This is a genomic window from Streptomyces sp. NPDC107550 (assembly GCF_055639095.1).
The window spans coordinates 139,889-159,831 of sequence record NZ_JBVKBC010000002.1; the positions used below are offsets into that span (position 1 = coordinate 139,889).

General features: G+C 74.5%; 18 protein-coding genes. 8 read left to right on the top strand and 10 right to left on the bottom strand.

Features of this window, described 5'->3' with window-relative positions:
• Positions 1-45 precede the first annotated feature (45 nt).
• From ACZ7LY_RS03480 to ACZ7LY_RS03505, 6 genes are all read left to right on the top strand, one after another.
• Positions 46-1,269: a prenyltransferase/squalene oxidase repeat-containing protein gene (locus tag ACZ7LY_RS03480; RefSeq protein ID WP_471622815.1), complete on the top strand. Its 1,224-nt coding sequence runs from the start codon at positions 46-48 to the stop codon at positions 1,267-1,269.
• The gene (locus ACZ7LY_RS03485; RefSeq protein WP_471622816.1) at positions 1,266-1,940 is read left to right on the top strand and encodes an SCO2322 family protein; all 675 of its coding nucleotides are present in this window, start codon (positions 1,266-1,268) and stop codon (positions 1,938-1,940) included. Before ACZ7LY_RS03480 ends, ACZ7LY_RS03485 begins: the two co-directional genes overlap by 4 nt.
• A 4-nt stretch (positions 1,941-1,944) precedes the next feature.
• Positions 1,945-3,093, top strand: a complete 1,149-nt coding sequence (locus ACZ7LY_RS03490) for an energy-coupling factor transporter transmembrane component T (protein WP_471622817.1) — start codon at positions 1,945-1,947, stop codon at positions 3,091-3,093.
• Positions 3,090-4,703: an ABC transporter ATP-binding protein gene (locus ACZ7LY_RS03495; protein WP_471622818.1), complete on the top strand. Its 1,614-nt coding sequence runs from the start codon at positions 3,090-3,092 to the stop codon at positions 4,701-4,703. The genes ACZ7LY_RS03490 and ACZ7LY_RS03495 overlap by 4 nt, the downstream gene beginning before the upstream one ends.
• Positions 4,700-5,539 (top strand): ECF transporter S component, encoded by an 840-nt coding sequence (locus ACZ7LY_RS03500; RefSeq protein WP_471622819.1) that lies wholly within the window; start codon positions 4,700-4,702, stop codon positions 5,537-5,539. Before ACZ7LY_RS03495 ends, ACZ7LY_RS03500 begins: the two co-directional genes overlap by 4 nt.
• Before the next feature lie 298 nt (positions 5,540-5,837).
• Positions 5,838-6,242, top strand: a complete 405-nt coding sequence (locus tag ACZ7LY_RS03505; RefSeq protein ID WP_471622820.1) for an aggregation-promoting factor C-terminal-like domain-containing protein — start codon at positions 5,838-5,840, stop codon at positions 6,240-6,242.
• Positions 6,243-6,355: 113 nt separating this feature from the next.
• Here the strand turns inward: ACZ7LY_RS03505 and ACZ7LY_RS03510 are convergent, their stop codons facing one another.
• Together ACZ7LY_RS03510 and ACZ7LY_RS03515 are read right to left on the bottom strand one after the other, a co-directional pair.
• Positions 6,356-7,645 carry an alpha/beta hydrolase family protein gene (locus tag ACZ7LY_RS03510; protein ID WP_471622821.1) on the bottom strand — a complete coding sequence of 430 codons (1,290 nt, stop codon included), beginning with the start codon at positions 7,643-7,645 and terminating at the stop codon, positions 6,356-6,358.
• A gap of 169 nt (positions 7,646-7,814) precedes the next feature.
• Positions 7,815-8,984 (bottom strand): steroid 3-ketoacyl-CoA thiolase, encoded by a 1,170-nt coding sequence (locus ACZ7LY_RS03515; protein WP_471622822.1) that lies wholly within the window; start codon positions 8,982-8,984, stop codon positions 7,815-7,817.
• Positions 8,985-9,254: 270 nt separating this feature from the next.
• Between ACZ7LY_RS03515 and ACZ7LY_RS03520 the strand changes: the two genes are divergently transcribed.
• Both ACZ7LY_RS03520 and ACZ7LY_RS03525 read left to right on the top strand, forming a co-directional pair.
• Positions 9,255-10,508: a cytochrome P450 gene (locus ACZ7LY_RS03520; RefSeq protein ID WP_471622823.1), complete on the top strand. Its 1,254-nt coding sequence runs from the start codon at positions 9,255-9,257 to the stop codon at positions 10,506-10,508.
• Between the two features lie 141 nt (positions 10,509-10,649).
• The gene (locus ACZ7LY_RS03525) at positions 10,650-12,335 is read left to right on the top strand and encodes a hypothetical protein (RefSeq protein WP_471622824.1); all 1,686 of its coding nucleotides are present in this window, start codon (positions 10,650-10,652) and stop codon (positions 12,333-12,335) included.
• On the opposite strand, the gene ACZ7LY_RS03530 is transcribed toward ACZ7LY_RS03525, so the two are convergent.
• The 8 genes from ACZ7LY_RS03530 to ACZ7LY_RS03565 all read right to left on the bottom strand — a co-directional run bounded on the left by ACZ7LY_RS03530 (position 12,309) and on the right by ACZ7LY_RS03565 (position 19,940).
• Complete coding sequence (locus tag ACZ7LY_RS03530) at positions 12,309-13,544, bottom strand: lytic transglycosylase domain-containing protein (protein ID WP_471622825.1); 1,236 nt, start codon at positions 13,542-13,544, stop codon at positions 12,309-12,311. The two genes, ACZ7LY_RS03525 and ACZ7LY_RS03530, sit on opposite strands and share 27 nt — an antisense overlap.
• A gap of 49 nt (positions 13,545-13,593) precedes the next feature.
• A complete protein-coding gene (locus tag ACZ7LY_RS03535) occupies positions 13,594-14,385 on the bottom strand; it encodes a hypothetical protein (protein ID WP_471622826.1) in 792 nt (263 codons plus the stop codon).
• A 31-nt stretch (positions 14,386-14,416) separates the two neighbouring features.
• Positions 14,417-14,953, bottom strand: coding sequence for a hypothetical protein (locus ACZ7LY_RS03540; protein WP_471622827.1), 537 nt, complete (start codon positions 14,951-14,953; stop codon positions 14,417-14,419).
• A 20-nt stretch (positions 14,954-14,973) separates the two neighbouring features.
• Positions 14,974-15,834, bottom strand: a complete 861-nt coding sequence (locus tag ACZ7LY_RS03545) for a hypothetical protein (protein ID WP_471622828.1) — start codon at positions 15,832-15,834, stop codon at positions 14,974-14,976.
• A 5-nt stretch (positions 15,835-15,839) separates the two neighbouring features.
• Positions 15,840-16,346 (bottom strand): hypothetical protein, encoded by a 507-nt coding sequence (locus ACZ7LY_RS03550; protein WP_471622829.1) that lies wholly within the window; start codon positions 16,344-16,346, stop codon positions 15,840-15,842.
• Positions 16,343-17,578 (bottom strand): MCE family protein, encoded by a 1,236-nt coding sequence (locus ACZ7LY_RS03555; RefSeq protein ID WP_471622830.1) that lies wholly within the window; start codon positions 17,576-17,578, stop codon positions 16,343-16,345. The genes ACZ7LY_RS03550 and ACZ7LY_RS03555 overlap by 4 nt, the downstream gene beginning before the upstream one ends.
• Positions 17,575-18,828, bottom strand: coding sequence for an MCE family protein (locus tag ACZ7LY_RS03560; protein WP_471623126.1), 1,254 nt, complete (start codon positions 18,826-18,828; stop codon positions 17,575-17,577). Before ACZ7LY_RS03560 ends, ACZ7LY_RS03555 begins: the two co-directional genes overlap by 4 nt.
• Positions 18,829-18,929: 101 nt before the next feature.
• Entirely contained in the window at positions 18,930-19,940 is a 1,011-nt protein-coding gene (locus ACZ7LY_RS03565; RefSeq protein ID WP_471622831.1) for an MCE family protein, read from the bottom strand.
• Positions 19,941-19,943: the final 3 nt, after the last annotated feature.

The following is a 19,943-nucleotide window of genomic DNA, read 5'->3' on the forward strand; positions in this document are numbered from 1 at the left end:
CCCGTGCCGCCCGGCCCCCCCGCAGGGAGAGGCACCCGCCGCACCATGAACATTCGCCGCAGCGCCGCGCTCGTCGCCGCGACCGTCGCGATCGGCACCGCCGGCGCGCAGGCCGCGGTCGCGGACACCGCCTCCCCCTCCCCCAAGGTCGTCGTCCCCTCGGGCCTGTACGGCAGCACGGACCCCACGTACGACGGCGTGTGGCGCCAGTCGCTGGCGTTCGTCGCGCAGCACACGGCGGGCGTGCGCCCGGCGGCGAAGGCCGTGGACTGGCTGGCGGGGCAGCAGTGCGAGAACGGCGGCTTCGCCGCGTTCCGCGCGGAGCCCGGCCGGGCCTGCGACGCGAAGACCCCGCTGGACAGCAACAGCACGGCCGCCGCCGTTCAGGCGCTGGTCGCGGTCGGCGGCCGGGACGGCGAGGTCGCCAAGGGCGTCGACTGGCTGAAGAAGAACCAGAACGGCGACGGCGGCTGGGGCTACAACCCGGGCGGCGCGAGCGACGCGAACTCCACGTCCGTGGTGATCGGCGCCCTCGCCGCCGCCGGTGAGAAGCCGGCCGCCGTGAAGTCGGGCCCCGGCAAGAGCCCGTACGACGCGCTGGCGAAGCTCGCGCTCGGCTGCGACAAGGGCAAGGACGGCGGCGCGTTCGCCTACCAGCCCGACAAGAAGGGCAAGCTCGCCCCGAACGCGGACGCGAGCGCGGCCGGTGTCCTCGGCGCGCTCGGCGCCGGGTTCGCCCCCGGCAAGGGCGACACCCCGGACGCGTACACCTGCGAGGACGGCACGAGCCCGGCGGACCTCGCGCACAACGGCGCGGTCTACCTGCAGAACCAGCTCTCCACGCACCTGTACCTGAAGTCGCAGCTCGCGGGCGCCGCCGACCAGCCGGACTACGGCAACACGGCGGACGCGGTGACGGCGGTGGCCGCCGCCGAGGGCATCAAGTACACGAAGGACCCGTACGCCTGGCTGGAGAAGAACGCGGGCGGCTGGGCGGCGAAGTCGGGCCCGGCCGCGTACGCGCAGTTGATCTTCGCCGCGCACGCCACGGGCAACGACCCGCGTGACTTCGGCGGCAAGGACCTCGTGAGCGCGCTGAACAAGACGGGCCCCGAGCCCGCGTCGGCGAAGTCGGCGAGCGGCGACAAGAGCGAGCAGAAGAAGGACGACGGCGGCGGCCTCGGCTCGTGGTGGATCGTCGCCGTGATGTTCATCGCGGCCGTCGGTGTCGGCTTCCTGCTCAGCGGCCGGAAGAAGAAGGGGCTGTGACGCGCGGGCGGACGGCCGGGCTGGTCCTCGCCCTGCTCGGCGCGCTGCTCGCGCTGACGGTGGCCCCGGCGCAGGCGGCCGGGTACCGGTACTGGTCGTTCTGGGAGCGGGACGGCGGCGCGTGGACGTACGCGTCGACGGGCCCCTCGCAGACGCGGCCGGACGACGGCGCGGTGCAGGGCTTCCGGTTCGCGGTGAGCGCCGACTCCAAGGACGCGACGCGCCCGCGCGGCCCGAGCGCGTTCGGGTCGATATGCGCGCACACCCCGGCCGAGGACGGCAAGAAGCGGGTGGCGCTGGTCGTCGACTTCGGTACGGCCGCCGACGCCCCGGACGGCGAGACGCCGCCGAAGGAGCGGACGGCGTGCGCGGTGGTGGGCGAGGACGCGACGAGCGCGGACGCGCTCGCGGCGGTCGCAGGGCCGCTGCGCTACGACTCCAGCGCGCTGCTGTGCGCGATCTCCGGCTATCCGCGTACGGGCTGCGGCGAGCAGGTGAGCGGCGGCAAGGCCACCGGGGACCAGGGCAAGGACGGGGGGCAGGCGTCCGCGTCGTCTTCCTCGTCCTCGTCCGGTGCGGGCGGGCCCTCGCTCGGTGTGGTCGCCGGGGTCGCCGTCGTCGCCGTGCTCGGTGTCGGCGCGATCTGGCAGGCGCGCCGCCGTCGCGGCTGATCCCGTGTCCGGTCGTACGCTGCGGGCCCCGCGGGCCCACCGCGCCAACGCGCTGCACCCGGGCGCCTGGTGGATCTGGGCGCTGGGCCTCGGCACGGCGGCGTCCCGTACGACGAATCCGCTGCTGCTCGCGCTGCTGATCGGTGTGGCCGGCTATGTGGTGACGGCGCGCCGCACGGAGGCGCCGTGGGCGCGTTCGTACACGGCGTTCGTGAAGCTCGGCCTGCTCGTGGTGGGGCTGCGGCTGGTGTTCGCGGCGCTGCTCGGCTCGCCGATCCCGGGTCAGCACGTGCTGGTGACGCTGCCGGAGGTGCCGTTGCCGCAGTGGGCGCAGGGGGTGCGGATCGGCGGCGCGGTGACGCTTGAGGGGCTGGTGTTCGCGCTGTACGACGGGTTGAAGCTGGCGACGCTGTTGATCTGTGTCGGCGCGGCGAACGCGCTGGCGTCCCCGTCGCGGCTGCTGAAGTCGCTGCCCGGCGCGCTGTACGAGGCCGGGGTGGCGGTGGTGGTGGCGATGACGTTCGCGCCGAACCTGATCGCGGACGTGCGCAGGCTGCGGGCGGCGCGGCGGCTGCGCGGGCGCCCCGACAGCGGTCTGCGGGGGCTCGCGCAGGTGGGTCTTCCGGTGCTCGAGGGCGCGCTGGAGCGTTCGGTGGCGCTGGCGGCGGCGATGGACGCGCGCGGCTACGGGCGGACGGCGCGGGTGCCGGCGGCGGTGCGGCGGGCGACGGCGGTTCTCACACTGGGCGGCCTGATCGGGGTGTGCGCCGGTACGTACGGGCTGCTCGCCGCGTCCGGCGCCGGGTACGGGCTGCCGCTGCTGCTCGCCGGGGTGGCGGCCGCGCTGGCGGGCCTGTGGCTGGGCGGGCGCCGCTCGGTGCGCACCCGGTACCGGCCGGACCGCTGGGGCCTGCGGGCGTGGCTGGTCGCGGCGTCGGGGGCGGTGGCGGCGGCCGGGATGATCCTCGCCGGGGCCTGGGACCCGGCCGCGTTGCAGCCGCCGGTGGTGCCGCTCGCGGCGCCCGCGCTGCCGCTGTGGCCGGCGCTCGGGGTGCTGGTGGGGCTGGTTCCGGCGTTCGTCGCGCCGGCCCCCGAACCGGTGGGCGGCGCGGACCGCGTGCCCGTGGACGAGCCGACGGAGGCGCTGTCATGATCCGCTTCGAGAACGTCTCGGTGACGTACGACGAGGCGCCGGGCCCGAGCGTGCGGGGTATCGACCTGCATGTCCCGGAGGGCGAGCTGGTGCTGCTGGCCGGCCCTTCGGGGGTCGGCAAGTCGACTTTGCTGGGCGCGGTGAGCGGTCTGGTGCCGCATTTCACGGGCGGGACGCTGGCGGGCCGGGTGACGGTCGCGGGCCGTGACACGCGTACGCACAAGCCGCGTGAGCTGGCGGACGTGGTGGGCACGGTCGGCCAGGACCCGCTGGCGCATTTCGTGACGGACACCGTCGAGGACGAACTCGCGTACGGGATGGAGTCGCTGGGGCTGCCCGCGCCCGTGATGCGGCGGCGGGTGGAGGAGACGCTTGATCTGCTGGGCCTCGCGGAGCTGCGGGACCGGCCGATCGGGACGCTGTCGGGCGGTCAGCAGCAGCGGGTGGCGATCGGCTCGGTACTGACCACGCATCCGAAGGTACTGGTCCTCGACGAGCCGACGTCGGCGCTCGACCCGGCCGCCGCCGAGGAGGTCCTGTCGGTGCTCCAGCGGCTGGTGCACGACCTGGGCACGACGGTCCTGATGGCGGAACACCGGCTTGAGCGGGTGGTGCAGTACGCGGATCAGGTGGCGCTGCTGCCGGGTCCCGGGCTGCCGCTGGTGGTGGGCGATCCGGCGGCGGTGATGGCGAAGTCGCCGGTGTTCCCGCCGGTGGTGGGGCTCGGGCGGCTCGCGGGCTGGAGCCCGTTGCCGCTGACGGTGCGGGACGCGCGCCGGGCGGCGGGCGGGCTGCGCGAGCGGCTCGCGGGGCGGGAGCCGGAGCGCCCGGAGGGACCTGAGGCGCCCGCCGGGCGGCCGGGGGCGGCGCTGGTGCGCGGGCTCGGGGTGCGGCGGGGCCGGGTGGAGGCGCTGCGGCACGTGGACCTGGCGGTGGCGCCCGGCGAGATCGTGGCGCTGATGGGCCGCAACGGCGCGGGCAAGTCGACGCTGCTGTCGTCGCTGGTGGGGCTGGTGAAGCCGACGGCGGGCTCGGTGAGCGTGGCCGGGGTCGTGCCGCACCGGGTGAAGCCGAGGGAGCTGATCCGCAAGGTGGGGCTCGTGCCGCAGGAGCCGCGTGACCTGCTGTGCGCGGACACGGTCGCGGCGGAGTGCCGGGCCGCCGACCGGGACGCGGACGCGGCGCCGGGGACGTGCCGGGCGCTGCTGGACGAGCTGCTGCCGGGGATCGCGGACGGGACGCATCCCCGGGATCTGTCGGAGGGGCAGCGGCTGACGCTGGCGCTGGCGATCGTGCTGGCGGCGGCGCCTCCCCTGCTGCTGCTCGACGAGCCGACGCGGGGTCTCGACTACGCGGCGAAGGCCCGGCTGGTGCGGATCCTGCGGGGGCTCTCGGCGGCCGGGCACGCGGTGCTGATGGCGACGCACGACGTGGAGCTGGCGGCGGAGCTGACGCACCGGGTGGCGATCCTCGCGGACGGGGAGATCGTGGCGGACGGGCCGACGGCGCAGATCGTGACGTCGTCGCCGGCGTTCGCGCCGCAGGTGGCGAAGATCCTCGCGCCGCAGCGCTGGCTGACGGTGTCCGAGGTGGAGAGGGCGCTGACGTGAGCGGGACGGTGACCGGGGAGCGGGCCGGCCGGCAGGTGCGGGCGGTGCGGCTCGGCCCGAAGTCGGTGGTGGCGCTGGCGCTGGTGAGCGCGGTCGGCGTGGTCGGCATCGGCTGGCCGCTGATCACGGGCCCGGGTTCGCAGGTGAACGCGCACGCGCAGGACGCGCCGTGGCTGTTCGCGGGGCTGCTGGTGCTGCTTGTGGCGGTGGTCGCGGCGACGATCTCGGAGTCGGGCCTCGGGCCGAAGGCGGTCGCCATGCTCGGCGTCCTCGCGGCGGCGGGGGCGGCGCTGCGGCCGATCGGCGCGGGCACGGCGGGCATCGAGCCGATGTTCTTCCTGATGGTGCTGAGCGGGCGGGTGCTCGGCCCCGGGTTCGGGTTCGTGCTCGGGGCGCTGAGCATGTTCGCTTCGGCGCTGCTGACGGGCGGGGTCGGGCCGTGGATGCCGTTCCAGATGCTGTCGATGGGCTGGTTCACGATGGGCGCGGGGCTGCTGCCGGGCCCGCACCGGCTGCGGGGGGCGGCGGAGCGGCTGATGCTCGCGGCGTACGGGTTCCTGGCGGCGTTCGCCTACGGCACGATCATGAATCTGGCGGGCTGGCCGTTCATGAACGCGCTCGCGTCGTCGGTGGCGTACCAGCCGGACGCGGCGCTCCACGACAATCTGGCCCGGTTCCTCGCGTACTGCATGGCGACCTCGCTGGGCTGGGACCTGGGGCGGGCGGCTCTGACGGTGGTGCTGACGCTGACGCTGGGCGGGGCGGTCCTGAAGGCGCTGCGGAGGGCGACGCGGCGGGCCGCGTTCGAGGCCCAGGTCACATTCGAGGGGTCCTGAGGGGGCCGGGGAAGGGTCTCGGAGGGGGTCCGGCGGTGAGGCGCCCCACATGACGGGCGTCACGTACTACGCCCCCTCGTAGGGGCAATTTGTCCGACTTTATCCGCTCACACCCCTTCTGACCTGGGCGCTGAGACCCACTTCACAGCAGGGACAAAGCCCCCAAGTACGACCACAACTAGCAAAGGGGGTGTTTGCGGGACAGTCCGGATGTTTGTTTCTGTGGAGCACGTCGCCGGGCACCACGGCCTCCCGGTCGGGTCGGCGACTCCCCCGTACTCCACCGGAAGGTCCCTCTGTGTCCGCCTCGCTTCTCCGTCGCGCCGCCACCCCCAAGAAGGCCCTCGCCGGCGTCACTCTCGCCGCCGCCACCGCCGGACTGTTCTTCGCCTCGACGCCGGCCCAGGCCGCGCCCGTCTCCGCGAAGGCGATAGCGCAGAAGAAGATCTCGAACGCGGCCGAGTTCGCCTGCTTCGACAACATCGTCTCCCGTGAGAGCGGCTGGAACCCGCAGGCCACCAACGCCGCCTCCGGCGCCTACGGTCTGGTCCAGGCGCTGCCCGCCAACAAGATGGCCTCCGCCGGCGGCGACTGGAAGACCAACCCCGAGACCCAGATCAAGTGGGGCATCAACTACATGAACGAGCGCTACGGCAGCGCTTGTGGCGCGTGGGCCCACTGGCAGGCCAACGGCTGGTACTGAGCCGCCGCCACCCCGTCCCTTCCGCGTCAGGCGGCACCCGCTCCGGGTGCCGCCTGACGCGGTTCTCGCACGTCCGGGCACGTCCGGGCACGTCCGGGCCGCGCGGCCCGGGCTCAGGACAGCCGCGTGAACCAGCGCGTCACCTTCGGGGCGGCCTCCTTGAACGAGGCGAAGTGGTCGACGGGCCCCTGGTCGAGCACGGGGACGGGCTTGCCCCCGGCGGCCTTGATCCGCAGGGCACAACTGCGGGCGTTGCCGATCGGTACGTCCGTGTCGCCCGAGCCCGCGTACAGGCGCACCGGCACGTCCGGCTTCCAGTCGCAGGCGTGGTCGTTGGCGGCGAGGGCGGCCTTCAGGGCGCCGGTGGGGTGCCGCATCCAGGCGTAGAAGGCGGGGGTGAGCAGGTCGCGGGCGCTCGCGGGGAGGGCGGTGACGATGTCCTCCTCGGTGTGCTCGCCGTCGAAGAGACCCTCGACGCGGTCCGCGTACGGCTGCCGGAACGCTTCGGCGGGGTCGCGGTACAGGGGGTGCAGCCGGTTCTGCGCGACGAGGAAGTACGCGGTGTAGAACAGGCCGCTGGTGTCGTTGACGCGGCCGTCGAACAGGGCCGGGAGCTCCTGGCCGCTCAGGTCGTAGGGCCCGCTGACGGGGGCGAGGGCGCGCAGCCGCAGATGCGGGTCGGCGCCGTCGCGCAGGGCGTGGCCGAGGGCCATGGCGACCTGGCCGCCCTGGGAGAAGCCGGTGGCGTAGACGTCGCCGGTGAGGGGTCTGCCGAGGTCGCGGGCGGCGTGGCGGGCGGCGCGCAGCATGTCGAGGGAGGCGGTGACGGCGGACGCGGTGTCCATGTACGGGTGGGTGCCGGGCCCCTGGCCGAGGCCGAGGTAGTCGGGGGCGGCGACGGCCTTCCCGGCGGAGGCGTTCAGATAGGAGGGGACGCGGCCGAAGTCGTCGCCGACGGAGGGCGCGTAGGCGCGGTGGACCATGGTGCCGTGGGTGTCGGAGACGAGGTCGAGGCGGTGCGGGCCGCCGGTGGGCAGGGTGAGCAGGCCGGTGGCGCGGGTGGGCCGGCCGTGGGCGTCGAGGGTGGCGTAGGTGAGGCGGTAGGCGCGCAGGCCGTGGCGGACCTGGCCGGTGTCCATGGCGCGGGCGCCGAGCCAGGCGGTGACGCCGGCGCGGTCGAGGGCGGCGACGGGGGTGGCGGCGAGCAGGGTGCCGCGCGGGGCGGCGGGGCGGGCGGCGGCGGTGCCCGTGCGCGTGCCGGGGCCGTCGAGGGCGAGGGCGGCGGGGGCGGCGGCGCCGGCCGCGAGGAGCAGCGCGGCGGTCACGGCGAGGGAACGGCGGCGCCACGAACTGCCGTTGTCTGTACGGGAGTTGACGGCTGCGGGGTGCTGGGTGTCGGTCATGGCACGACCGTACGGGCGCCGCGTGGACGCCGGTATCCGAGCCGCCCCCGGGCCCGGGGTGGCGCTGGGTACACCCCGGGACTGCGGAATCCCCCACCACGCGTACGGCGCCGGGTCCCCCGCCACGCGTACGGCGCCGAGTCCCCACCGCCCCTCCCCTGCCAGGGAGTTACAGCCGCTGGATGATGGTGCCGGTGGCGAGGGCGCCGCCCGCGCACATGGTGATGAGCGCGAACTCCTTGTCGCGCCGCTCCAGTTCGTGCAGGGCGGTGGTGATGAGACGGGCGCCGGTCGCACCGACCGGGTGACCGAGGGCGATGGCGCCGCCGTTGACGTTGACCTTCTCCAGGTCCTGGTCGAAGACCTGCGTCCAGCTCAGGACGACGGAGGCGAACGCCTCGTTGATCTCGACGAGGTCGATGTCCTTGAGGGTCATGCCGGCCTTGCCGAGCACGGCGCGGGTCGCGTCGACGGGCCCGTCGAGGTGGAAGTGCGGGTCGGCGCCGACGAGGGCCTGGGCGACGACACGGGCGCGGGGCCGCAGCTTGAGGGCGCGGGCCATGCGCTTGGAGGCCCACAGGAGGGCGCAGGCGCCGTCGGATATCTGCGAGGAGTTGCCCGCGGTGTGGACGGCGGTCGGCAGGACGGGCTTGAGCCGGGCGAGGCCGTCCATGCTGGTGTCGCGCAGGCCCTCGTCGCGGTCGACGAGCCGCCACATGCCCTGCCCGGCGGCCTGTTCCTCCTCGGTGGTGGGGACCTGCACGGCGAACGTCTCCCGCTTGAAGCGCTCCTCGGCCCAGGCCGCCGCCGCCCGCTCCTGCGAGACGAGGCCGAGGGAGTCGACGTTCTCGCGGGTCAGTCCGCGCCGGCGGGCGATGCGCTCGGCGGCCTCGAACTGGTTGGGCAGGTCCACGTTCCACTCGTCGGGGAAGGGCTTGCCGGGGCCGTGCTTGGAGCCGGAGCCGAGCGGCACGCGGGACATGGCCTCGACACCGCAGGAGATGCCGACGTCGATGACCCCGGCGGCGATCATGTTGGCGGTCATGTGGGCGGCCTGCTGGGAGGAGCCGCACTGGCAGTCGACGGTGGTGGCGGCGGTCTCGTAGGGCAGGCCCATGGTGAGCCAGGCGGTGCGGGCGGGGTTCATGGACTGCTCGCCCGCGTGGGTGACGGTGCCGCCGACGATCTGCTCGACGCAGTCGGCCTGGATGCCGGTGCGGCCCAGCAGTTCGCGGTACGTCTCGCCGAGCAGGTAGGCCGGGTGCAGGTTGGCGAGCGCGCCGCCGCGCTTGCCGATCGGGGTACGTACCGCTTCGACGATGACGGGCTCCGCTGCCATGACAGACGTCCTCTCCACGCTTCACGGACCGACGGGACGGCACACAAGAAACTAGAACGCGTACCAGTTCTGCTTGCAGTCTCGGCGCGCTTACCCCGGGTACGCAAGGGGCGTGCAAGGACAACACACGGAACCGACACAGCCGCGCCCCTTGCCACTTCTAGAACCCGTTACTACCTTTCCCGCCATACCTGACGACTCATCAGATGCTTGCGGAACGCCCCGGAAGACGCCTTCGGAACGCTGCCAGACCATCACGGGAGTGACCCCATGCCGTGCCCCGCGCTGCCCGACGGGTTCGACTTCACCGACCCGGACCTGCTCCAAGACCGCGTCCCCTACCCGGAGTTCGCCCAGTTGCGGCAGGCCGAACCGGTCCGCTGGATACCGCAGGAGCCCGGCATCTCCGGCTTCCCCGACGCGGGCTACTGGGCCGTGACCCGGCACGCGGACGTCAAGTACGTCTCCACGCACCCCGAGTTGTACTCCTCGAACCTGAACACCGCCGTGATCCGCTTCAACTCCTCGATCCAGCGGGACCAGATCGAGGTGCAGAAGCTCATCATGCTCAACATGGACCCGCCCGAGCACACCCGCGTCCGCCAGATCGTGCAGCGCGGTTTCACGCCACGCGCGATCCGCTCCCTGGAGGACGCGCTGCGCGCGCGGGCCCGGGACATCGTCGCGTCGGCGGCCGAAGAGGCGGACGCGGACGGCGTGTTCGACTTCGTCACGAACGTCGCGGTGGAGCTGCCGCTCCAGGCCATCGCCGAACTCATCGGCATCGCGCAGCAGGACCGCGCCAAGGTCTTCGACTGGTCCAACAAGATGGTGGCGTACGACGATCCCGAGTACGCGATCACCGAGGAGATCGGCGCCGAGGCCGCCATGGAGATCGTCTCCTACGCGATGAACCTCGCCGCCGAGCGCAAGAAGTGCCCCGCGCAGGACATCGTGAGCCGGCTCGTCGCGGCGGAGGACGAGGGCAACCTCTCCTCCGACGAGTTCGGCTTCTTCGTCATCCTGCTCGCCGTCGCCGGCAACGAGACCACCCGTAACGCCATCACGCACGGCATGCACGCCTTCCTCACCCACCCCGACCAGTGGGAGCTGTACAAGAGGGAGCGGCCGAAGACGACCGCCGAGGAGATCGTGCGGTGGGCGACGCCCGTCGTCTCCTTCCAGCGCACCGCCACCCAGGACACCGAGCTGGGCGGGCAGAAGATCAGGGCGGGCGACCGCGTCGGCGTCTTCTACTCCTCCGCCAACCACGACCCGGAGGTCTTCACCGACCCCGACGCCTTCGACATCACCCGCGACCCCAACCCGCACCTCGGCTTCGGCGGCGGCGGACCGCACTTCTGCCTCGGCAAGTCGCTCGCCGTGCTGGAGATCGACCTGATCTTCAACGCGCTCGCCGACGCCATGCCCGACCTGCGGCTGGCCGGCGACCCGCGCCGGCTGCGCGCCGCGTGGCTCAACGGCGTCAAGGAGCTGCGGGTGGCGACCGCCCCGAAGGGATGACACCCCGGCCGCGTTCCCCGCGGAACCCGCGCGTCAGGGCGAACACTTCGGCCGCCTCGCGCGTTGTCCTTCCGTACCGGCGCCGCGCCGTCCCCGGGACGGCGTGGCGCACTGCTCCGCCCGCGACGGAACGGACCGCCCTTGACCACGGCCGACCTGCCCCTGCACCCGCACCCGGCCCCGCGCACGGGCACGGGACCGCGCGACCGCCCCGCGCCGTCCGCCCGCCTGAAGGTGCCGCTGTACGTCACGGCCCTCACGCTCCCGCTGTACGCGGTGTGGGCGCTGCTGCTCGCCACGGGCGGCGGCGACCTGGCCGCACAGCAGGCGTGGGCCCGGTTCGCCGCCGACCACGGCGGCTCCGCGTACCCGCTGTTCTGGTACGGCGGCATGCACACGGCCAACTACTCGGTCTTCTCCCCGTACCTCATGGCGTGGGCCGGGGTGCGGCCGGTGACGGTGGCGGCCGGGCTCGCGTCGGGCTGGCTCGGTGCCGTGCTGATCGTGCGCTGCGGGGTGCGGCGTCCGCTGTTGCCCGCGCTGCTGCTCGCGCTCGCGCTGTGGTGCGACGTGGCGTCGGGCCGTACGACGTTCGCGCTCGGGATGGCGTTCGGGCTCGGCGCGTGCGTCGCGGTGACCGGGGCGCGGCGGCCGTGGACGGCGGCCGGGTGCGCGGCGCTGGCGACGGCGGCCTCGCCGGTCGCGGGCCTGTTCGTCGCGGTCGTCGGGGCGGGGCACTTTTTCGTACGGGACTGGCGGCGGGCGGTGGCGCTGCTGGTGCCGCCCGCGCTGGTGGTGGGGGCGACGACGCTGCTGTTCCCGTTCCAGGGCGAGCAGCCGATGCCGGCGGGGCGGATCTGGCACCCGGCCCTGTTCGCGCTGGCGTTCGCGCTCGCCGCGCCCCGGCGCTGGCGCGTTGCCCGCTGGTCGGCGCTCGTGTACGCGGCCGGTGTCGTCCTGTGCTTCCTGATCCCCTCCCCCGTCGGCACGAACGTCGAGCGGCTCGCGGAACTCGCCGCGCCCGCCGCCCTCGCCGCCGCCCTCCTCGCCCCCGGCGCGGGCAGGGCGCGGCGGCTCGTACTCGGGGCGGCGCTGGCCCTGTCGGTGCTGTGGGTGGGGCAGAAGACCGCCGACGACCTGTCCGTCTCCACACACGTGCCGCGCTGGGCCTCCGGCACGCAGGGTGTCGTACGGGAACTGCGGCGGCTCGGCGCGGACCGGACCCGCGTCGAGGCCGTCCCGGCTCGCGACCACCGGGAGGCGACGGCGCTGGCCCCGCACGTCAACCTGGCCCGCGGCTGGAACCGGCAGCTCGACGTGGAGCGGGGACGGCTGTTCTACGACGGCTCGTTCTCGGCTCAGACCTACCGGGCCTGGCTCGACCGGTGGGCGGTGGGGTACGTGGTGCTGCCCAAGGGCGCGCGCCCGGACGGGCCCGCCGAGGCGGAGGCGGCGCTCGTGCGGCGCGGGGTGCCGTGGCTGCGGCCGGTGTGGCAGGACGCGCACTGGCGGATCTACCGGGTGCGGGACGCGGTGCCGCTGGTGTCCGGGCCCGCGCGGGTGGTCGCATCGGACGGCGCGGGCGTCACGGTCAGGTTCGAGCGGGCGGGCACGGCGACGCTGCGGGTGGCGTACTCGCCGTGGCTGCGCGCGGAGGACGGCTGCCTCCGGGTGCGCGGCCACGGCGAGTTCACCCGGCTCGTCGCGGACCGGCCCGGTGTCCACCGGATCGGGTCCGCGTACGGCCTCCCGGGTCCGGGCGCGAGCGCGGGCGGGGGCTCGGGCGCGGGCGCGGGCGGGTCAGGCGCCGGGTGTCGGGCAGGGTGACGGCGACTCGGACGGCGACGCGGTCGGGGTGGGCGTCGCGGTGGGCGAGGCGGTGTCGGTGGCGCAGTCGGACGGGGACGTGGTCGGCGACGGGCTGCCCGGCTCGCTCGGGGTCCCGGTGGCGGGCGGCTCGCCGGTCGGGCTGCCGGTCGGACCGGTCGTCGGCGACGGGCTCGTCGGGGAGCCGCTGTCGGAGGGGCCCGGCGAGGGGTGCGGGCTGCCGCTGCCGCTCGGGCGGGGCGTCGGGTGCGGGCGCTTGCTGGGCGCGGGGCCGATGACGATGCCGCCGCCCCTGCCGTCGTCGCCGGAGCCGACCGGGCCGGTGGCCGGGGTGCGGGAGCCCGCGCCGGGCGTGAGGGGGACGACGCCCTTGCCGTCGGGCACGGTGTGCACGCCCTCGCGGTAGAACACCAGCCAGTACCGCACGAGCCGCAGGTAGTCGCTGGAGTAGTTGTAGCTGAGGATCGCGCGGTCGAGGCCCGCGCCCGTGCCGAGGTCGCGGTCGCCGGCGCACAGGTAGTGGCCGGCGCCGAGGGCCGCGTCGAAGATGTTGTTGGGGTCGGATCGGCCGTCGCCGTTGCCGTCGGCGCCCCAGCGGCGCCAGGTGCCGGGCAGGAACTGCATCGGGCCGACCGCCCGGTCGTACACGGGGTCGCCGTCCCAGGCGCCGCCCTCGGTGTCGCGGATGAGGGCGAAGCCCTTGCCGTTCAGCGGGGGCCCGGTGATGCGGTGCCGGGTGGTGCCGTTCGCGTCCACGTCACCGCCGCGCGCCTGGCCCGACTCCACCTTGCCGATCGCCGCGAGCAGTTGCCACGGAAGGCGGCAGCCGGGGTCGGTGCGGGCGATCGACGCCTCGGCGCGGCGGTACGCGGCGAGCACGGTCGCCGGGATGCCCGCCTGGGCGCGCAGCACCCGGGCCGGGAAGGCGGCGCCGGGGCCCGCGAGCGGGACGTCCAGCGGCGGGAGTTCGGTGTGGTACGAGTCGTCGCCCTGGACGGGCGGAGCGGGCAGCGCGGGCAGCGCGTCGGTGACGGCCCCCACGGGCTGCGGCTCGGACGGCCGCTTCTTCGTCAACTCCTGCACTAACGAAGGGGCTTGGGAGGCGGTCAGCAGGGCGGTCGCGGCGACCGCGACAGCGGTGCCGCGCAGACCCCGGCCGAGCCGGGGGCGGGCGCCGTGTCCGGGGCGCGGGAGGCGCGGGGTACGCATGAGGACCCTTTCGTCGTTCGGTCGCGGAGGGTGCCGGTCGCGGAGGGCGTCAGTCGCGGAAGGTGTCGATGGCGGAGACGGCCCAGCGGCCGTCCTTGCGGGTCAGTTCGACGGCGAGCATGGCGCCCGCGTAGGTCGCCGCGTCCTTCGCCTTGGTCTTGGCGGAGGTGCTGGTGCTGGACTGGTCGGCGTAGACGAGGACGCGGGCGTGGTCGCCGTCGAGGCGTTCCACGGCACTGTCGGTGGCGTTGGTGGTGACGACCGTCTTCTGCTTGTCGGCCTGCGCGAGCACGGGCGCGAGCAGCTTGCGGTGCTGGGCGACGGCCTTGCCGGTGAGCAGGGAGGCGGCGGCCTTCCGCGCCTGGCCCGGGTTGGCGTAGTCGTACGAGAAGAGGGCGTCGACCGCCTTCTCCGCCGCGCCCTTGACCTCGCTGGTGCGGGCGGGGTCGCTCAGCGCGGTGTTACGGGCGGCGGGTCCGGCGTCGAGATCGCGCGCCCGGGACCAGGCGTACCCGGCGAACGCTCCGAGCAGCAGCGTCAGCAGACAGAGCGCGGCGAGCAGCCGGCGGCCGGGGGCGGCGGACGCCTTCGCCTCGGCCCGCCCTTCCGTCTCGGCCCCGGCCCGCGTCTTCGCCTTGCCCGGCGCGGTCTTGAGGGGTGCCTTCGGCCTGGCCGGGGTCTTCGCCTGCTCCCCGGCCGGGGTCTTCGCCGTGGCGGGTGCATCGGTCTCCGGCGCCCGCGGTGACGCGGTGTCGGGGGCGGCGGTGAGGGTGGTGCGGCCGGGCGGGACCGCGGCGAGGCGGCGACGGCGGTTGAGGGTGTGGCGGGTGGTCGACGTCATGGGGTGCTCCTGTCCCGGGTACGGCCGGCGGTCAGTCGGTGGTGTTCGCCGCGCCGCCGACGGGGGCCTGGGCGAGAGCGCTGAGTTTCCAGGTGCCGCCGCTGCGGGTGAGTTCGCCGAGCATGCGGCTGTCCTTGTCGGTGGCCTTCTGGCCCTGGGCCGTCACGGTGATGCGCAGGGCGACCATGACGCGTGCCTTGCCCGCCCGTTCGTCGAGTTCGGTGACCGCGCCGTCGAGCACCTTGGCCGTGCTCACCGACTTGGCGCCGCGCACCTGGGAGGCGAACGCCTTGCGCCCGTCGACCAGTTGGGAGTGCAGCGCACCCGTGGTGGACGCCTCCCAGGTGTCGAGGCCCCGGTCGAGGTCCCGGTGGTCGAGGGTGTTGAGGTTCTGCACGGCCTGCTCCCCCGCCTCCAGGGCGTTGTCGCGGGTGACGGCGAACGCGGCGGTGTCGTCGTGGGCGGCGCCGTACCAGGACCAGCCGGCCCACGCGGCGAAGCCGCCCGCGACGAGGGTGAGGGCGAGCGCGGCGAGCAGCAGCGGCTGCGCGAGCCAGTGCCGGTTCATACGCGGTCCTTTCATCGGCCTCAGCGGGCCTTGATGTCGACGATCCGCCAGACGTCGTCGTGGAGTTCGGCGGTGACGGAGAGCTGGGCGGCGGCCGTGGCGGGCTTGCGGTCGCCGCGCCGGGACGTCTGGTCGAGGAAGACGAGGAGGTGGGCGGTGCCGTCGCGGAGGCTGACCGTGCCGACGCGGACCGCGTCCGTGGTGAGGGTGACGCGCTGGGTACGGACGTTCTCGCGTACCTGGCCGAAGAGTTGGGCGTACTGCTGGGCCGCGCGCCCGGAGAGGACCTCGCGGGCGGTGCGTTCGGTGGCGTCGGTGCCGCCCGGGGTGTACGAGAACACCTTGGCGAGAGCACTGCTCACGTCGCCGTTGACGCGGTTGGTGGCGTCGGCGTCGGTCAGGGCCGCGTTCCGCGCGGAGGGTGCCGTGCGCAGATCGTGGGCCTGGTACATCAGCACGCCCCCGGCGACCGCGATGACGGCCGAGGCGACGGCCCCGGCGACCAGCGCCCGCCGCCGGCGCACCCCGCCCGCCCGGGTACGCGCATCGCCGTCGCCGTCCCCGTCACCGGAACCGGCGTCAGCCCCCGTGTCGGCACCGGCGCCCGCCTCGGCATCGCCGCCCGCCTCAGCCTCGGCACACGTGTCGGCGTCGGCGCCCGCGTCGGCCCCGCCGCCCGCCTCAGGCCCCGCGTCCGCCTCCAGATCCCCCCGAGCGTCAGCCCCCGTACGGGACTCCCGCTCCCCGGCGACCGGTCCGGCGCCGCCGCCCGGCACCTCCGTACCCACGGAAGCCTCCGCGCCCGCGTCCACATCCGCACCCGCGTCCATGTCCCGGCCCGCGCCCGCGTCCACGTCCACGTCCGGCGTCCTGCGTTTCATCCGGATCATCCGGTCACCCCCGTCACCGGCACCGCGCTGAGCGCCTTCACTTTCCAGTGGCCGTCACCGTCCCGGCTGAGCACCGCTTCGAGACGCTTGCGTTCGGGGACGGCGGTCTTCGCGCCCTTGCCGGTCGTCTCGACGCGGACGGCGGCGATGAGTTTCGCGGTCCCGGCGCGCCCGTCGAGCGCGGTGACCGCCGCGTCCGTGACGACGCCGCGCGAGGACGCGCCCGCCGCCGGGGCGGACCGGCCGAGCTGCGTGCGCAGCGGCCCGGTCGTCACGTCCTGCCACGCGCGCACGCCCGCCTTCGCGCGGGCCGCCGTGGTGGCGTCGAGGGTGGTGAGCCGGGCGACGGCGGCGCGCCCGTCGTCGAGCGCCGCGTCCCGGGCGCGCCCGTAGGCGAGGTCGTCGTCGCCGCGCGCGTCGGCGTACGACCAGGCGCCCGCGCCCCCGATCAGGAGCGCGGCGGCGATGCCCGCGCCGGCCAGGGCGCGCCGGGCGGGCGTCACCGGGCACCGCCGTCGGTCAGGCCGAGCAGGGACGCCATGCCCGCCGACGAGGCGCCGGCGCCGGTGCCGTCGCCGACCGAGGGCAGCGAGAGCGCGCCGGGCTCGGCGGGTGCGGGGACGGGGCCGCCGTGCGGGGCGTTGGCCGAGCCGCGTACCTCGACGCCGCTGGAGGCGGGCGCGGTGCAGCGGGCGCCGGTGTTGAGGGCGGGCGCGGGGCTGAGGTCGGTGCCGAGGCGGTAGCGCGTACCGGAGTAACCGGCGGTGCAGGGCAGGGGCTTGAAGAACGTGACGGCCATGCCGAAGTTGACCTTCTTCCCGTCGACGGCGGTGGCGCCGGCGGCGATGGCGGCGGGCACCTTGACGAGGAGTTCCTCGGTGCCGCGCTGGCGGGTGACGGCGACCTCGGAGGTGGTGAGGAGGTTGGCGACGACGACGCCGAGTTCCGGGTCGGTGTCCCGCAGCAGGCCGCTGACCTGGGTGGCGGCGTCGGGCGCGGCCATGATGAGGCGGCGCAGGTCGGCGTCGGAGCCCTTGAGGGTGGCGGCGAGGTCCTTGGCGCCGGACGCGAAGCCCTTGATGGCGCGGGCCTCTTCGGCCTGGGTGCGCAGGACGACCTCGCCGTCCGCCATGAGCTGGGTGGTGTGGGGCAGGGCGCGGTCGGCGGCCTGGACGAAGTCGGAGCCGTTGTCGAGGAGGAGCTGGAGGTCCTGGCCGCGCCCTTCGAAGGTCTTGCCGAACTCGTCGACGACGGTGCGCAGGTCGTCGAGCGGGACGGAGGTGGTGAGGTCGTCGACGCCGGACAGGACGTCGGTGACGGGCCGGGGCACGGACGCGGCGGTGACGTCGATGCGGGAGCCGTCGGCGAGGTAGGGCCCGGCGTCGCGGTCGGGCCGCAGGTCGATGTACTGCTCGCCGACGGCCGACAAGTTGGCGACGACGGCCTTGGCGTCGTCGGGGATGTGGGGCGCCGACTTCTTGATGCGCAGGTCGGCGACCACCCCGTCGGAGGTGAGCCCGATGGCGCCGACGCGGCCCACGGAGACGCCCCGGTAGGTGACGTCGGAGTGCGGGAACAGGCCGCCGGTGCGCGGGAGTTGGACCTTGACGGTGTAGTAGTCGGCGGCGCCGACGTACCGTCCGAGGTCGGCGTAGCGGATGCCGAGGTAGCCGAGGACGAGGACGGCGATGACGAGGAACGCGAGGTTCTTCAGCCGGATGGCGAGGGTGATCACCGGGCACCGCCTCCGTTCGGGCTGCCGCTCGTGGCGGGGCTGCCCGCGTCGCCGCTCGCGGTGCCGGTGGTGGACGGCAGCGGCAGCGGCGGGGTGAGCGAGGGCGCGGGGCGCCCGGAGGGCCGGCCGCCGCTCGCGCTCGGGGTGGCGCCGGAGCGGGCGGCGCCGCGCCGGGAGCCGTCGGACTGGAGGGTGGCGCTGGGGCTCGGGCCGCCGGTGCCGCCGGATTGCAGCGGCGGGATGAGCTGGGTGCCGGGCACGGCGGTCATCGTCAGATAGGTGTTGAGGTAGTCGCCCTTGATGCCGCGCAGCACCTCGTCGGTGAACGGGTAGGTGAGCAGCACCTGGAGGGAGTCGGGGAGGTCCTGGCCGGAGTCGGCGAGGGCCTTGAGCGTGGGCTGGATGGCTTTCAGGTCGGCGACCATGTCGGCCTTGCCCTTGTCGATGGTGTCGACGGCGACCCCCTTGAGCCGGTCGAGGGAGCGCAGCATCGTCATGAGGGACCCGCGCTGGGTCTCCAGCGTCTTCAGGCCCGGGGAGAGGCCGTCGAGCACGGTGCGTACGTCCTGCTTGCGGTGGGCGAGTGTGGTGGAGAGCCGGTTGACGCCGTCGAGGGCGGCGGTGATGTCGCCGCGGTGGTCGTCGAGGTTCGTGACGAGGGTGTTGACGCGGCGCAGGGTGGAGCGGACCTCGGGTTCGCGGCCGCCGATGGCCTTGTTGAGTTCCTTGGTGATGGTCTTGAGCTGGTTGACGCCGCCGCCGTTGAGGAGCAGGGACAGCGCGCCGAAGACTTCCTCGACCTCGGTGTTGCGGCCGGTGCGGGCGACGGGGATGCGGTCGCCGCCGCGCAGGGTGCCGGTGCCGTCCTTGGGCGCGACGAGCTGGACGTACTTCTCGCCGAGGAGGCTGGACTGCTCGATGCGGGCGCCGGTGTCGGCGGGCAGTTTCACGTCGCCGTTGATGCGCAGGGTGACGCGGGCGGTCCAGCTCGCGCTGCCGGCGAGGCGGATGCGGGTGACGCGGCCGACGGCGACGTCGTTGACCTTGACCGCCGACTGGGGGACGAGGCTGAGGACGTCCTTCATGTCGGCGGTGATCGTGTACGGGTGGGAGCCGAGGTCGGCGCCGCCGGGCAGCGGTACTTCGTCCAGGCCGGTGAAGGCGGCCTTGGGCGGTTCGACGACGCCGAGGGTGAGCAGGAAGGCGAGCGTGATGACGAGCGCGCCGCCGAGTCCGGCTCCGGCCCGCACCCGGCGCCGCCGCACCTGGGCGGGGTCGGGCCCGTCGTCGGCGGAGTCCTTGGCGAGCGCGGGATCAGGGGTGGGGGCGCTGTCGCGGGGGTCGGGGGTGGTCACTGGTCGCCTCCCGCGGTGGGCAGGGGCAGCAGGGGCCCGCCCTGGCTCAGCTCGTTGAGGTTGGCGCGGCCGTCGAGGGTGCGGGTGCGCGGGTTGTACGCGTTGACGAGGTTGCCGGCGGCGAGGGGGGCCACGTCGAGGGCTTCGGCGAGGGAGGCCCGCTGGTCGACGAGGGTCTGGGTGAGGGGGACGAGCTTGGCGACGTTCTTCTTGAGTTCGCCGCGGTTGTCGCGGATGAACGTCTTGACCTGGCCGAGGGCCTTGCCGAGTTCCTTGAGGGCGGCGGCGAGGTCGTCGCGGTTGTCGGCGAAGTAGCCGGTGACGTCGTCGAGGGTGGTCTGTGCGGTGCGCACGCCCGCGTCCTTGTCCTTGAGCATGGTGGTGAACGACTGGAGCTGGGTCAGCGTCGTGAACAGGTCGTCGCTGCTGCCGTTGAGCGTCTTGGCGGCCTTGCCGAACTGTTCGATGCTGTCGCCCATGGCGGCGCCGTTGCCCTTGAGGTTGGCGGCGCCGGTCTTCAGCAGCGCGGACAGGGCGCCCTTCTCGTTGGCGCCGCCGGGCCCGAGCGCTTTGCTGAGGTCGGTGATGCTGTCGTAGAGCTGGTCGATCTCGACGGGGGTGCGGTTGCGGGAGGCGGGCAGTTTCGCGCCGTCGCCGAGGGTGGGCCCGGAGCTGTAGGCGGGCGTGAGCTGGACGTAGCGGTCGGCGACGACGCTGGGGGCGACGGCGACGGCGTGGGCGCTCGCGGGCACTTTGACGCCGTCGTCGATGTCGAGGGTGACGCGGACGCGGGTGCCTTCGGGGTGGACGCCGGAGACCTTGCCGACGCGGACGCCGAGGATGCGCAGGTCGGAGCCGGCGTAGATGCCGACGGCGCGGTCGAAGTAGGCGGTGACGCGCATCCCGTCGCGCTGGGCGGCGTTGACGCCGACGATGCCGGCGGCGATCAGTACGACGAGCGCGAGGGAGCCGATGAGGAGCCGGTTCCTGGTCCTGGTGATGGCCATGGC